The following is a 12,900-nucleotide window of genomic DNA, read 5'->3' on the forward strand; positions in this document are numbered from 1 at the left end:
CCGCCGCCCGCCGCACGCGGACCGCGCCCCGCGCGGCGGTACGGCTCCGGCCCGCCCGGTCGCCGGCGGCTGACGCCCCTCCCGTACGCCCCGAAGGGCCCCGGCCACACACGGCCGGGGCCCTTCGCGTATCGGGGGGCGCGGGCGGGTCAGCCGGTCCAGCAGCGCCGGACGACGCCGCCGTCGACCTCGAAGTTGATCCGGCCCGCCTGGAACTCCATGGTGACGAACGTGCCCGGCGCGAGGGAGCGGACGGTGGACCAGCCGTGCTCGCGGGCCCGCTGCTCGGCGGTCTCGGCGGGGAGGCCCACGTACGCGCCGGTGGCGTCGTCGGGCTGGGCGGGAGGGGTCGGTACGGGTGCCATACCTTCACCGTAGGCGGCCGGGAGCGGGGGCGGTAGCCGGGGCCGCGCGCGGTCGCACGGCACCTTCACGTCCCTCACCGGTCACGCTTGTGTCACAGGATCACGACACGTGTTCCCCTCGGGCTCCTTCACTCGAACGAGCGATTCACAACTGGACGCACAGTAATCGCACAGCCTCGTAAACGATCATCCGACCGGCGGGGCCGGGGCGGGAAACGGAGCGGATTTCCGCCTTCCGGTGCCACGGAATTCCGGACCGGAAAGCGTGGCGCAAAGGCCCCCTTCGCCGGTATTTAACCTTCCCTTATGGCGCCCTTATCCGAAAGGGCCGGCACAGCCGTCTCCCCGGGGGCCGGGACACCCGCCGGCGACCGTATAGCGGACAACCCGCTCCCCCGCATTCCGTCCCCCTCCGCAGGGCCCGTCGCGCCCCGGCCGCCCCGCGCCGCCCGCGCGCTCCGCACGCCCCCCGGCCCGATTCCGTACGTCTCGCGGCGTGACCCCGGCAGCGGCTCGCCCGTTGTCATCACTGAGCCGGGAACCGCCCGGCGCACGTACCGAGTTCGAGGAGCCACCCGTGCCGCGCATGCTCGATGTCAGCGAGGACGTACGCGCCGAGATCGGCGACGCCGAAGCCGACCGGCTGCTCGTCGGCGACAACGCCCCCGGCAGCTACGACTGCACCTCCTGCCGCACCCCCGGCGACTCCGAGCAGGAGCGCACCAGCACCGTGCTCTTCGTCGGCGACGAGACCGCCGTGCTCGCCTTCGCGCACGCCAGCTGCATCCCCTCGCAGGTCGTCCAGGTCGCCGAGGAGCAGCTCCAGGGCGCCGTCCGCAGCATCACCGGCGGCGACCGGGGCGAACCGGAGCGGGTCGTGCCCGAACAGGCCGTGCTCGGCATCACCAGCGGCCTCGTCCTGATCGACGACGAACTGCACCCGGCCCTGGTCGTGGAGCCGACCGGCGCCATCGCCCGCCCGGGCACGGACGGCCGGGACGGCGACCAGTTCCTCCAGCTCCTCCTGGAGCAGGGCTTCCAGCCGGTCCACCGCATGGAGCAGGTGCCGGAGGTGCTGCACGGCTGGTCGATCCTGCTCGCCATGGGCCAGCTGCACGCCGTGCTCCAGCCGGGTACGGGGGGCGGCTCCCCGGTCGCCTGGTGGCAGGCGCACGCGCCGCTCCAGGTCACCGAGGGCTGGCGGACCGCCGTCAACAAGTCGCAGACCGTCCTCGTCTACGCCGCCCCGGCGGGCTCCATCGGCCAGCAGCCCCGCGAGGACCTGCTGCGCGAGGCGCTGGAGAAGGCCTCGGCCGCCGGGCTCCTGGTCGCCGCCGCCATGCCGCTGGCCGGGACCTGACCGTGCCGGCGCTCCCGCGCCGACAACGGCGAACAGATGTCTTCCCGACGGGTGTTTCTCCGGCGGGACCGCATCCGACGGCCGACGAGGTCGTTGGCCCCTACGTGCACTCATACGACCCCTCCCACCAGCGCCAGGGCCCCATCCCCGCCATGCGTCCCTCGATGGAGCCCTCGGGCGGCCCGTCCCCCACCCCGATCTACGACGCGCTGTACTCCGAGTACCGCCGCTCGTTCCGGGCGCTCCCGGGGGACAGGACCGGCGAGGAGAGTCTGGGCCTCCAGGCCCTTTCCACCGGCCTGCCCGGCTCGCGCGCCCCGCTGCGCGGCCTCGGCGGCTGGCAGCGGGTGGGACGGCACGCCGGGCACGCCCGGCCCGCGGCGCTGCCGCCCGGCTCGCGGGACGTCTGACCGTACGGACACGGCGCAGCCCCGGACCGCACGGTCGCCGTGCGGTCCGGGGCTGCGCCGTACGTATGCCCCTGGCGCCTACTTCTTGCGGCCGCGCTTCTCGCGGACGCGCACCGAGATGTGGATCGGGGTGCCCTCGAAGCCGAACTCCTCGCGCAGCCGGCGCTCCACGAACCGCCGGTAGCCGTGCTCCAGGAAGCCGGAGGCGAAGAGGACGAAGCGCGGCGGCTTGGTACCCGCCTGGGTGCCGAACAGGATGCGGGGCTGCTTGCCGCCCCGGACCGGGTGCGGGTGGGCGGCGACGATCTCGCCCAGGAAGGCGTTGAGGCGGCCGGTCGGGACGCGGGTCTCCCAGCCCTCCAGCGCGGTCTCGATCGCCGGGACCAGCTTCTCCATGTGGCGGCCGGTGCGGGCGGAGACGTTGACCCGGGGGGCCCAGGCGACCTGCGCCAGCTCCGTCTCGATCTCGCGCTCCAGGTAGTAGCGGCGCTCCTCGTCCAGCGTGTCCCACTTGTTGAAGGCGAGCACGACGGCGCGGCCCGCCTCCACGGCCATGGTGACGATGCGCTGGTCCTGGACGCTGATCGTCTCGCTGGAGTCGATCAGGATGACCGCGACCTCGGCCTTCTCCAGGGCGGCGGCGGTGCGCAGCGAGGCGTAGTAGTCCGCGCCCTCCTGGAGGTGGACCCGGCGGCGGATGCCGGCCGTGTCGATGAACTTCCAGGTGACGCCGCCCAGCTCGATCAGCTCGTCCACCGGGTCGCGGGTGGTGCCGGCCAGCTCGTTGACGACGACGCGCTCCTCGTTGGCCACCTTGTTGAGCAGCGAGGACTTGCCGACGTTGGGGCGGCCGATGAGCGCGATGCGGCGCGGGCCGCCGGTCGCGGTGCCGAAGGACTGCGGCGGGGCCTCGGGCAGCGCCTCCAGGACGGCGTCCAGCATGTCGCCGGTGCCGCGGCCGTGCAGCGAGGAGACCGGGTGGGGCTCGCCGAGGCCGAGCGACCACAGGGCGGTGGCGTCCGCCTCGCCGCTCTGGCCGTCCACCTTGTTGGCGCAGAGCACCACGGGCTTGCCGGCCCGGCGCAGCAGCTTGACGACGGCCTCGTCGGTGTCGGTGGCGCCGACGGTGGAGTCCACCACGAAGACGACCGCGTCGGCCGTCTCGATCGCGTACTCCGCCTGGGCGGCGACGGAGGCGTCCAGGCCGAGGACGTCCTGCTCCCAGCCGCCGGTGTCGACGACCTTGAAGCGGCGGCCCGCCCACTCCGCCTCGTAGGTGACGCGGTCGCGGGTGACGCCCGGCTTGTCCTGCACGACGGCCTCGCGGCGGCCGATGATCCGGTTCACCAGGGTCGACTTGCCGACGTTGGGGCGGCCGACGACGGCGAGGACGGGCAGCGGTCCGTGACCGGCCTCGTCCAGGGCGCCCTCGACCTCCTCCGGGTCGAACCCCTCCTGCGCGGCGAGCTCCATGAACTCCGCGTACTCGGCATCGCCAAGCTCTCCGTGCTCGTGGTCCGAGCCGCCGGAGTGAATCTGGTCGTTCATGAAGTCCGTTCCTCTTTGCATCATCATCGATGGACCACGCAGCGCGCGGTCCACTACTCAAGTCTTACCCGGTGCGCCCGGTGAGGCGCCCGGCGTGCTCCAGGTGGCCGGTCAGCCGGTCCTGGATGCGCAGCGTGGCCTCGTCCAGCGCCTTGCGCGTACGCCTGCCACTGCCGCCCACCCGTCGCCCGCCACCACCCTCGCGGGAGCTTCGCGCCCCTTCCAGGGCTTCGAAGGCCTCTCCGAAGACGATGTCCACGCGGCTGCGCAGCGGCGGCAGTGCCGATATCAACCTGCCGCGGCGCTCGGTGCTTCCCAGGACGGCCACGGGCACGATCGGCGCCCCGCCGCGCAGCGCGAAGTACGCGAGTCCGGCGCGCAGCGAGGCGAAGTCTCCGTCGCCCCTGGTGCCCTCGGGGAATATCCCGAGCACCCCGCCGCTCTCCAGCACGCCGAGCGCGCGGGTGATGGCGGTGCGGTCGGCGGTCGAGCGGTCCACCTCGATCTGGCCGATTCCGTGCAGGAACGGGTCCAGGGGACCGACGAACGCCTCCTTCTTGATCAGGAAGTGGACGGGCCGGGGCGCGGTGCCCATCAGCATCGGCCCGTCGATGTTGTGCGAGTGGTTCACCGCGAGTATGACGGGTCCGGCGGCGGGAACCCGCCAGGCGCCGAGGACACGGGGCTTGAAGAGCCCGTACATCAGCCCGATTCCGATGCCGCGCCCGAGCGCCGCGCCGCGCGGCGAGGGCGTGCCCGTGGCGTCGGTCACTTCGCGGCCCGCGTCTCCCCGACGAGGGTGACGACGCACTCGATGACCTGCTGGAGCGTCAGCTCGGTGGTGTCCACCTCGACGGCGTCGTCCGCCTTGGCGAGCGGCGAGGTCTTGCGGCCGGAGTCCGCGGCGTCCCGCTTGATCAGCGCCTCCTTGGTGGCGGCGAGATCGGAGCCCTTGACCTCGCCGCTGCGGCGGGCGGCACGGGCCTCCGGCGACGCGGTGAGGAAGATCTTGAGGTCGGCGTCGGGCAGCACGGTGGTGCCGATGTCGCGGCCCTCGACCACGATGCCCTTCTCCGCGCCGGCGGCGATGGCGCGCTGCAGTTCGGTGATCCGGGTGCGCACCTCGGGGACGGCGCTGACGGCGCTGACCTTGGAGGTGACCTCCTGGGTGCGGATCGGGCCGGAGGCGTCCTCGCCGTCGACGGTGATCGTGGGGGCGGCGGGGTCGGTGCCCGAGACGATCACCGGCTTGCCCGCGGCGGTCGCGACCTGGGCCGCGTCGTGCACGTCGACGCCGTTGTTCAGCATCCACCAGGTGATGGCGCGGTACTGGGCGCCGGTGTCCAGGTAGCTGAGGCCGAGCTGGGCGGCGACGGCCTTGGAGGTGCTGGACTTGCCGGTGCCGGAGGGGCCGTCGATGGCGACGACCACGGCGGCCGGGGCGGTCCGGACGGCGGCGCTTACGGTTTCCACGGTGGTGGACACCTTCCTGGTGCTCGGGGCGGGCTGGACGGGACGCGTGAACCCGCCCCGCACAAGGTTACCGAGTGCCGGGACGGGTCCGACCACCCCTGTGGACAACTGTGCGACCGGGGCGCGGGCGACGGGCAGGCCGGGCAGCGGGCAGGGCAGGGCGGGCGGGGCGCGGGCAGGGTGCGGGCAGGGCGGGGGCTACTGCCGGATCGACCAGCCCCGGTCGCGCAGCGCGGTGGCCAGGGCGGGGGCGGCGCTGGGTTCGACCATGAGCTGGACGAGCCCGGCCTGCTGGCCGGTGGCGTGCTCGATGCGCACGTCCTCGATGTTGATGCCGGACCTGCCCGCGTCGGCGAAGATCCCGGCCAGCTCGCCGGGCCGGTCGCTGATGAGGACGGCCACGACCTCGTACGCGGCGGGGGCGGCGCCGTGCTTGCCGGGCACCCGGACGCGTCCGGCGTTGCCCCGGCTCAGCACGGAGCGGATGCCCTCGGTGCCGGCGCGCCGCTCGCCGTCGTCGTCGGACTGGAGGCCCCGCAGCGCCGCGACGGTCTCCGTCAGGTCGGCGGCGACCCCGGCCAGGACGTCGGCGACCGGGCCCGGGTTGGCGGCCAGGATCTCCACCCACATCCCCGGGTCGGAGGCCGCGATGCGGGTGACGTCCCTGATGCCCTGCCCGCACAGGCGTACCGCGGTCTCGTCGGCGTGCTCCAGCCGGGCGGCGACCATGGAGGAGATCAGCTGCGGGGTGTGCGAGACGAGGGCGACGGCCCGGTCGTGGGCGTCGGCGTCCATGACGACCGGCACGGCGCGGCACAGCGCGACCAGTTCCAGGGCGAGGTTGAGGACCTCGGTGTCGGTGCCCGGGGTCGGGGTGAGGACCCAGGGGCGGCCCTCGAACAGGTCGGCGGTGGCGGCGAGCGGCCCGGAGCGCTCCTTGCCGGCCATGGGGTGGGTGCCGATGTAGGCGGTGAGGTCGGCTCCCAGCGCCTCCAGCTCGCGGCGCGGGCCGCCCTTCACGCTGGCGACGTCGAGGTAGCCCCGGGCGACTCCGTCGCGCATGGCGGCGGCGAGCACGGTGGCGGTGTGGGCGGGCGGTACGGCGACGACGGCGAGGTCCACGCGGCCCTCGGGCGGGGCGTCCGTGCCGGCGCCGAGGGCGGCGGCGGTCCTGGCCGACGCGGGGTCGTGGTCCACGAGGTGGACGGCGATGCCCCGGCTCGCGAGGGCCAGGGCGGCGGAGGTGCCGACGAGGCCGGTACCGATGACGACGGCGCTTCTCACTGGGCGATGTCCTTGCGCAGGGCGGCGGTGGCGCCGAGGTAGACGTGGTTGATCTCGGCCTTGGACAGATAGGTCTCGACGTGGGCGAGGACGCGCACGACCCGGGGCATGGCGCCCTCGATGTCCAGTTCCTGGGCGCAGATCAACGGGACGTCGACGATGCCGAGGCCGCGCGCCGCGGCGGCCGGGAAGTCGCTGTGCAGGTCGGGCGTGGCCGTGAACCAGACGCTGATCAGGTCGTCCGCGACGAGTTCGTTCCGTTCCAGGACGGCGGTGAGCAGGGCGCTGACCTGCTCGTCCATGTGCCCCGCCTCGTCCCGTTCCAGCTGGACGGCTCCGCGGACCGCTCGTACCGCCACGTCGTGCTCCTTGCTTGTCCGTACCGCTTCGGGCGCTTGTGATCAGCGTAGAGGGGCGGCGGGGGCGCGCGCCGGGGCGCCCTTTTTATGAGACGCGCCGGTACGGGGCTCTGGCGTACGCTCCCGGCATGATCGCTCCGACCGACGAGGAACTGGTGCGCCGGCACACGGTCTACTCCTGTGTGATGGGGTCGCGCGCCTTCGGTCTGGCCACGGAGGACAGCGACACCGACCGGCGGGGCGTGTTCGTGGCGCCGACGCCGATGTTCTGGCGCTTCGAGAAGCCGCCCACGCATGTCGAGGGCCCGGCCGAGGAGCAGTTCTCCTGGGAGCTGGAGCGCTTCTGCGAGCTGGCTCTGCGCGCCAACCCCAATGTGCTGGAGTGCCTGCACTCGCCGCTGGTGGACCACGCGGACGCCACCGGCCGCGAACTGCTGGCGCTGCGCGGCGCCTTCCTCTCGCTGCGGGCCCACGACTCGTTCGTCCGCTACGCGGTGGCGCAGCGCCGGAAGCTGGAGGCGGACGTCCGGCGGTACGGCGTGCCGCGCTGGAAGCACGCCATGCATCTGCTGCGCCTGCTGGCGAGCTGCCGGGACCTGCTGCGCACCGGGGTCCTGGACATCGGGGTGGGCGAGGCCCGCGAGGAGCTGCTGGCGGTCAAGCGGGGCGAGGTCCCCTGGCCGGAGGTGGAACGCCGCATGACCCGCCTGGCGGCCGGGAACGACGCGGCGATCGCCTCCTCGCCGCTGCCGCCCGAGCCGGACCGGGCGCGGGTGGAGGACTTCCTGATCCGCGTCCGCCGGGCGTCGGCGCTGGCGTCAGCGGGCTGAGAGCCGGGCGCGCACCACGAGCGCGTGGAGCGCGTCGAAGCCGCCGGGGCGGTCCGGGAGCGGGGACGCCTCCTGCGCCGCGTCGAGGACCCCGTGCAGCGCCTCGACGTCCCGGCGCACCGCCGTCGCGTCGACGCCGTCGGCTCCCCCGTGCTCGGCCTCCGCCTTGGCCGCGATCAGGCCGGGCAGGTAGCCGGGCGCGTCCACGCGCGCGAGGAGCGTCGGCAGATGGGCCAGCACCTCGCCGTCGCGCATCAGGTGGACGCCGGTGAGCAGCGCCCGGAAGGTGTACAGGAGCGGCTTGAGTTCACCGGTCCGCTCGAAGAGGCGCCACTGGGTGGTGGCGAAGCCCCGGTAGTGGTGGGCGTGGTTGCGGGTGAGGACCTGCGGGGCGAGGGCCACCAGTTCGGCGTGGAGCGGGGTGGTGTGCACGACCAGCGGGGAGAGCAGCTGTTCCAGCACGTAGCCGTTGGGCTTCAGCATCAGCCGGACGAACTTGCGCAGGTCGTGCGTGACGAGGTCCATCTCGACGCCGTCCCGGTCCCACATCCGCGAGCGGGTCTCCTCGGGTTCCCGCAGCCCGACGAGGTCCTCGGCGGGCAGCAGATGGACCCCGCGCATGTCGACGTCCGAGTCCCGGGACGGGAATCCGTACAGGTGCGCGCCGGAGACCGTGGCGAACAGCAGCGGGTGGCGTTCCCCGGCGAGGACCGGGCCGAGGTCGGTGACCGGGAGGCCGGCCTCTCGCAGGCGCGCGGGGTACGGGGTCATGGCTCAAGCGTCCCAGAGCGTTCCGAGGGCCAGCAGGTCGGCCCGGTACTCGATGCGGTCCACCCACGCGGTGGGCCAGGCGCCGGCGCCGAGGTGGGCGCCGGCCAGGGCGCCGGTGAGGCAGGCGATGGAGTCCGAGTCGCCCCGGGTGCAGGCGGCCCGGCGCAGAGCGGTGACGGGCTCGTCCGGGAAGAGGAGGAAGCAGTGCAGGGCGGTGGCGAACGCCTCCTCGGCGATCCAGCCGTCCCCGGTCCGCTCGCACGGGTCGGTCTCCGGGGAGGGGCTGCGCAGCGCCTCCCGGACGGTCTCCAGAGCGGCCAGGCACTCGTCCCAGCCCCGGCTGATGAACGCCTCGGGCGAGTCGTCGTGGGCGTGGCGCCACAGGTCGCCGAGCCAGCGGTCGAGGTAGCGCTCGCGGTTCTCGTACGCGTAGGAGCGCAGGCGGCCGACCAGGCCGAGGGGTTCGGCGCCCTGCGCGAGCAGGTACACGGCGTGGGCGGTGAGGTCGGAGGCGGCGAGCGCCGTCGGGTGGCCGTGGGTGAGCGCGGACTGGAGCTGGGCGGCCCCGGAGCGCTGTTCGGCGTCGAGGCCGGGGGCGAGGGCGACGGGGGCGACGCGCATGTTGGCGCCGCAGCCCTTGGAGCCGGTCCGGCTGGCCTCCTGCCAGGGCCGGTCGCCGTCGAGGAGGTGGCAGGCCTCCAGGCAGGTGCGGCCGGGGGCGCGGTTGTTGTCGGGCGAGTGGTACCAGTCGACGAACTCCTCGCGCACCGGGCGGGCCAGCCGCGCCCCGGTGAGCGGGCCGCGGTCCATGGCGGTGCGCAGCCCCCGGCCCATGGCGAGGGTCATCTGGGTGTCGTCGCTGACGAAGGCCCGCTGCGGCAGCTCCATCCCGCGCCAGGGCCCGCACTTGGCGAGGATCGACGGTACGTCGTTGAACTCGGTGGGGAAGCCCAGGGCGTCGCCCAGGGCGAGGCCGGTGAGGGAGCCGGTGGCGGCCTGCTTCGTGCGGGTGGTGGTCACTTCTCGCGTCCTTCCGGTCGCAGCAGCGGGGGGTGCAGGGTGGTGGCGTCGCCCGCCCGGTAGAGGGCGGCGGGTTTGCCGCGGCCGCCGGTGCGGCGCGGGGCCCCTTCCACGGGCCGGACGAAGCCCGGTGTGGCGAGGACCTTGCGGCGGAAGTTGGGGCGGTCCAGCTCCACGCCCCAGACCGTCTCGTAGACCTGCTGGAGCTCGCCGAGGGTGAAGTGCGGCGGGCAGAACGCGGTGGCCAGGCAGGTGTATTCGAGCTTGGCGCCGACGCGTTCGCGGGCGTCGGCCAGGATGCGGTCGTGGTCGAAGGCGAGCGGGCCGGTGCGGTCGGCGTCCCACCAGCGGGCGCCCGCCGCGTCGCCGCCGCCGCGCGGTTCGGGCAGGTCGGGCAGGAGCGCGGTGTGGGCGACGGAGACCACGCGCATCCTGGGATCGCGGTCCGGGTCGCTGTAGGTGCGCAGCTGTTCCAGGTGGAGGCCGCAGACCGTGTCGGCGCCGAGCCCGGTCTCCTCGGCCAGCTCGCGGCGGGCGGCCGCCGCGGCGGACTCGCGGGGCAGCAGGAAGCCACCGGGCAGCGCCCAGTGGCCCCGGTACGGTTCGGCGCCCCGTTCGACGAGCAGGACGTGCAGCCGGGACGCGCGGACGGTGAACACCGCGAGATCGACGGTGACCGCGAACGGCTCGAAGGCGTGCGGGTCGTAGCCCTCGGGGGCGGTGGCGCTCATCGGTGCTCCGGGAGGGGTGCGGTGAAGTGCCAGCCCTCGGCGAGCAGCGCGTCCACGGCCTCGACCGCGCGGGCGAGCCGGGTCTCGTGGCTGCCGGTCACCTCGATGAACGGGCGGCCGGTGCGGGTGAGTTCGGCCCGGAACCGGTCGGTCATCCAGGGGCGCAGTTCCTCGCCGTCACGCAGTCCGTCGTCCTCGAAGGCGACGCCCTCGTGGTCGGTGAGCAGCCACAGGTGGTGGCGGGCCCGGTCGGCGATCCGCTCGACGAGGGGGTTGCGGCCGCCGACGTACCGCTCGTGCCACACGGTGGTGGCGAAGGAGTCCGTGTCGCAGAACAGCACCGGGGAGCCGGTGCGGGCGGCCTCCTCCTCGCGGGCGTTCTGGGTCTCGGCGATGTGCGGGAAGTCGTGGGTGGACAGGGTGACGTCCTCCCACTGGGCGCGGGGCCACTTCTCGCGCAGTTCGGCCAGCTTCCGTTCGCTGAACTCGCGCCCGTACTCGGCGACGTACCCGGTGTGCGCCCAGACGCCGCCGCGCCGGCGGTAGTGGGCGGCGAGCGCGCGGGCCAGCGTGGTGGTGCCGGTGGACTCCGCGCCGAGGACGACGACGCGGCGGGCGAGCGCCGCCCGGACCGGTGCTTCGAGGAAGTCCCAGGTGGCGACCGGGTCCGCGCGGACGGCGGTGCCGGAGACCGGGTGGGCGGTGCGCCCGGGGTCGACGCAGACGGACGCGGCGCCGAAGCGGCGGGCCAGCTCGTCCCCGTACGGCTCCGAGGTGAAGACGGCGTCCACCCGGTCCGGGACGGCGGCGGTGAAGACCGCCATGTGGGCGTCCCAGATCGCCGGGTCGTGGAGGTCCATGCGGATGTCGTCCATGGTGCCGGTCACCGTCACGTCCGGGTGCGCCTCCCGCATCCAGGCGACGCGGTCGGCGAGCGGGACGGACTCCACGGACGCGGCACAGACGAGGACGGTGAGCCGTTCGCAGCGGGCGGCGGCGGTGCGGACGAGGTGGTGGTGGCCGGCGTGCGGCGGGTAGAACTTGCCGAGCACGAGTCCGTGCGGGTAGCGCTTCATGCCAGGGCCTTCGCGGTGCGCGGGTCGGTCGCGGCCAGGTCCCGGCTCCAGTTGCGCAGCCCGGCCAGGCACAGCGTCAGGAAGCCGATGTACAGCAGCGAGGTCAGGTACAGCTCCTTGTACGCGTAGAGCGGGATGTAGACCACGTCGGCGGCGATCCACAGCCACCAGGACTCGACGAGCTTGCGGCACTGCCCGTAGGTCGCCGCGAGCGAGAGCGCGGTGGTCAGGGCGTCCCAGAACGGCACGGTCGAGTCGGTGGCCCGGTCGAGCAGGACCGTCAGCGCCGCGGTCCCCACCGCCCCCGCCGCGAGCAGCCCGGTCCACTCGGCGCGTGTGGTGCGCCGCACCGGCAGCCCGTCGGTCCCTGGTCCACCCCCGTGGGTCCAGGTCCACCAGCCGTACGCGGCGAGGGCGATGAAGACGATCTGGAGTCCGGCGTCGGCGTACAGGCCGGACTGGCTGAACAGCAGGATGAAGAAGAGGTTGTTGGCGATGCCGATCGGCCAGTTGGCGAGGTGCTGGCGGGCCACGAGCCAGACGCACAGCGCGCCGCTGCCGAAGCCCAGCACCTCGGTCCAGCTCACCGGGGTGTCCAGGACCGTCACCAACGGCTGCTGCAGGGGTTCGAGTATGTCCGCGAGACTCACGCCCGCCTCCTTAATGGTCACTGTGACTATAAAGGGTCGGCGGGGCATGCGAAAGGCCCGCGGCCGGTTCCTTCCGGAGAATTCCGGGGGCGGAACCGGCCGCGGGCCTTCGGGTGGGACGGGTCAGAGACCGACCTCGCGCATCAGCATGCCCACCTCGGTGTTGGTGAGCCGGCGCAGCCAGCCCGACTTCTGGTCGCCCAGCGCGATCGGGCCGAAGCCCGTGCGCACCAGCCGCTCCACCGGGAAGCCCGCCTCGGCCAGCATCCGGCGCACGATGTGCTTGCGGCCCTCGTGCAGCGTGACCTCGACCAGGTAGTTCTTGCCGGTGTTCTCCACGACCCGGAAGTGGTCGGCGCGCGCGTAGCCGTCCTCCAGCTGGATGCCGTCCTTGAGCCGCTTGCCCAGGTCGCGCGGGAGCGGGCCCTGGATGGCCGCCAGGTACGTCTTCTTCACGCCGTACTTGGGGTGGGTGAGACGGTGGGCCAGCTCGCCGTGGTTGGTGAGCATGATGATGCCCTCGGTCTCGGTGTCCAGCCGGCCGACGTGGAAGAGGCGCGTCTCGCGGTTGGTGACGTAGTCGCCGAGGCACTGGCGCCCGTCCGGGTCCTCCATCGAGGCGACGACACCGGCCGGCTTGTTCAGCGCGAAGAACAGGTAGGACTGGGTGGCGACGGTCAGCCCGTCCACCTTGATCTCGTCCTTGTGCACGTCGACGCGCATGCCCTGCTCGATGACGATCTCGCCGTTCACCTCGACCCTGCCCTGGTCGATCAGCTCCTCGCAGGCGCGGCGCGAGCCCATGCCGGCCCGGGCGAGCACCTTCTGCAGCCGCTCGCCCTCCTGCTCGGCGCCCGGGTGCGTCTTGGGGGTCTTGATCTCGGGCTTGTTCGCGTACCGGTCGCGGTTGCGCTGCTCGATCTTCGCGTCCAGCTCGCGCGGGCGCGCCGGGGCGCCGTACGGGCCGCGCCGGGGGCCGCCCTTCGCGCCGCCCCTGCCGCCCTGCGGGGTCTTGGGGCCGCC

15 protein-coding genes are annotated in these 12,900 nt (G+C 73.7%); 3 read left to right on the forward strand and 12 right to left on the reverse strand.

Features of this window, described 5'->3' with window-relative positions; genetic code table 11:
* Positions 1-149: 149 nt before the first annotated feature.
* Positions 150-365, reverse strand: coding sequence for an I78 family peptidase inhibitor (locus tag MHW47_RS22490; RefSeq protein ID WP_239225600.1), 216 nt, complete (start codon positions 363-365; stop codon positions 150-152).
* 577 nt (positions 366-942) lie between these two features.
* On the opposite strand from MHW47_RS22490, the gene MHW47_RS22495 reads away from it, so the two are divergent.
* On the forward strand, positions 943-1,725 hold the full coding sequence (locus tag MHW47_RS22495) for a hypothetical protein (RefSeq protein ID WP_239225601.1): 783 nt from the start codon (positions 943-945) through the stop codon (positions 1,723-1,725).
* Between the two features lie 152 nt (positions 1,726-1,877).
* The gene (locus MHW47_RS22500; protein ID WP_239225602.1) at positions 1,878-2,135 is read left to right on the forward strand and encodes a hypothetical protein; all 258 of its coding nucleotides are present in this window, start codon (positions 1,878-1,880) and stop codon (positions 2,133-2,135) included.
* Between the two features lie 78 nt (positions 2,136-2,213).
* Here the strand turns inward: MHW47_RS22500 and der are convergent, their stop codons facing one another.
* The 5 genes from der to aroH all read right to left on the reverse strand — a co-directional run bounded on the left by der (position 2,214) and on the right by aroH (position 6,799).
* Positions 2,214-3,683 carry a ribosome biogenesis GTPase Der gene (der, locus tag MHW47_RS22505; RefSeq protein WP_111333366.1) on the reverse strand — a complete coding sequence of 490 codons (1,470 nt, stop codon included), beginning with the start codon at positions 3,681-3,683 and terminating at the stop codon, positions 2,214-2,216.
* Between the two features lie 64 nt (positions 3,684-3,747).
* Positions 3,748-4,455 (reverse strand): 1-acyl-sn-glycerol-3-phosphate acyltransferase, encoded by a 708-nt coding sequence (locus MHW47_RS22510; protein ID WP_239225603.1) that lies wholly within the window; start codon positions 4,453-4,455, stop codon positions 3,748-3,750.
* Positions 4,452-5,168 (reverse strand): (d)CMP kinase, encoded by a 717-nt coding sequence (gene cmk / locus MHW47_RS22515; protein WP_239225604.1) that lies wholly within the window; start codon positions 5,166-5,168, stop codon positions 4,452-4,454. Before cmk ends, MHW47_RS22510 begins: the two co-directional genes overlap by 4 nt.
* Positions 5,169-5,354: 186 nt before the next feature.
* Positions 5,355-6,440 carry a prephenate dehydrogenase gene (locus MHW47_RS22520; RefSeq protein WP_239225605.1) on the reverse strand — a complete coding sequence of 362 codons (1,086 nt, stop codon included), beginning with the start codon at positions 6,438-6,440 and terminating at the stop codon, positions 5,355-5,357.
* Positions 6,437-6,799, reverse strand: a complete 363-nt coding sequence (gene aroH, locus MHW47_RS22525; RefSeq protein ID WP_239225606.1) for a chorismate mutase — start codon at positions 6,797-6,799, stop codon at positions 6,437-6,439. Before aroH ends, MHW47_RS22520 begins: the two co-directional genes overlap by 4 nt.
* Before the next feature lie 128 nt (positions 6,800-6,927).
* Here aroH and MHW47_RS22530 point away from each other — a divergent pair, with 128 nt between their 5' ends.
* On the forward strand, positions 6,928-7,629 hold the full coding sequence (locus MHW47_RS22530; RefSeq protein WP_239225607.1) for a DNA polymerase beta superfamily protein: 702 nt from the start codon (positions 6,928-6,930) through the stop codon (positions 7,627-7,629).
* On the opposite strand, the gene MHW47_RS22535 is transcribed toward MHW47_RS22530, so the two are convergent.
* The 6 genes from MHW47_RS22535 to MHW47_RS22560 all read right to left on the reverse strand — a co-directional run.
* Positions 7,618-8,400 (reverse strand): DNA polymerase beta superfamily protein, encoded by a 783-nt coding sequence (locus tag MHW47_RS22535; RefSeq protein WP_239225608.1) that lies wholly within the window; start codon positions 8,398-8,400, stop codon positions 7,618-7,620. The genes MHW47_RS22530 and MHW47_RS22535 overlap by 12 nt on opposite strands.
* A 3-nt stretch (positions 8,401-8,403) precedes the next feature.
* Positions 8,404-9,420 (reverse strand): ADP-ribosylglycohydrolase family protein, encoded by a 1,017-nt coding sequence (locus MHW47_RS22540; RefSeq protein ID WP_239225609.1) that lies wholly within the window; start codon positions 9,418-9,420, stop codon positions 8,404-8,406.
* Positions 9,417-10,151: an NUDIX domain-containing protein gene (locus MHW47_RS22545; protein WP_239225610.1), complete on the reverse strand. Its 735-nt coding sequence runs from the start codon at positions 10,149-10,151 to the stop codon at positions 9,417-9,419. The genes MHW47_RS22540 and MHW47_RS22545 overlap by 4 nt, the downstream gene beginning before the upstream one ends.
* Positions 10,148-11,227 carry an AAA family ATPase gene (locus MHW47_RS22550; RefSeq protein WP_239225611.1) on the reverse strand — a complete coding sequence of 360 codons (1,080 nt, stop codon included), beginning with the start codon at positions 11,225-11,227 and terminating at the stop codon, positions 10,148-10,150. Before MHW47_RS22550 ends, MHW47_RS22545 begins: the two co-directional genes overlap by 4 nt.
* A complete protein-coding gene (gene pnuC / locus MHW47_RS22555; RefSeq protein ID WP_239225612.1) occupies positions 11,224-11,877 on the reverse strand; it encodes a nicotinamide riboside transporter PnuC in 654 nt (217 codons plus the stop codon). The genes MHW47_RS22550 and pnuC overlap by 4 nt, the downstream gene beginning before the upstream one ends.
* A 123-nt stretch (positions 11,878-12,000) precedes the next feature.
* A partial coding sequence (locus tag MHW47_RS22560) for a pseudouridine synthase (RefSeq protein WP_239225613.1) occupies positions 12,001-12,900 on the reverse strand: 900 nt, incomplete at its 5' end.

The organism is Streptomyces sp. OfavH-34-F, from assembly GCF_022347745.1.
Lineage (GTDB): Bacteria > Actinomycetota > Actinomycetes > Streptomycetales > Streptomycetaceae > Streptomyces.

Bases quoted from the DNA above. Each gene is read 5' to 3' on its own strand.
- MHW47_RS22530 (WP_239225607.1), top strand. From the start codon at position 6,928: ATGATCGCTCCGACCGACGAGGAACTGGTGCGCCGGCACACGGTCTAC.
- MHW47_RS22545 (WP_239225610.1), bottom strand. From the start codon at position 10,151: ATGAGCGCCACCGCCCCCGAGGGCTACGACCCGCACGCCTTCGAGCCG.
- MHW47_RS22550 (WP_239225611.1), bottom strand. From the start codon at position 11,227: ATGAAGCGCTACCCGCACGGACTCGTGCTCGGCAAGTTCTACCCGCCG.
- MHW47_RS22535 (WP_239225608.1), bottom strand. From the start codon at position 8,400: ATGACCCCGTACCCCGCGCGCCTGCGAGAGGCCGGCCTCCCGGTCACC.
- MHW47_RS22490 (WP_239225600.1), bottom strand. From the start codon at position 365: ATGGCACCCGTACCGACCCCTCCCGCCCAGCCCGACGACGCCACCGGC.
- der (WP_111333366.1), bottom strand. From the start codon at position 3,683: ATGAACGACCAGATTCACTCCGGCGGCTCGGACCACGAGCACGGAGAG.
- MHW47_RS22500 (WP_239225602.1), top strand. From the start codon at position 1,878: ATGCGTCCCTCGATGGAGCCCTCGGGCGGCCCGTCCCCCACCCCGATC.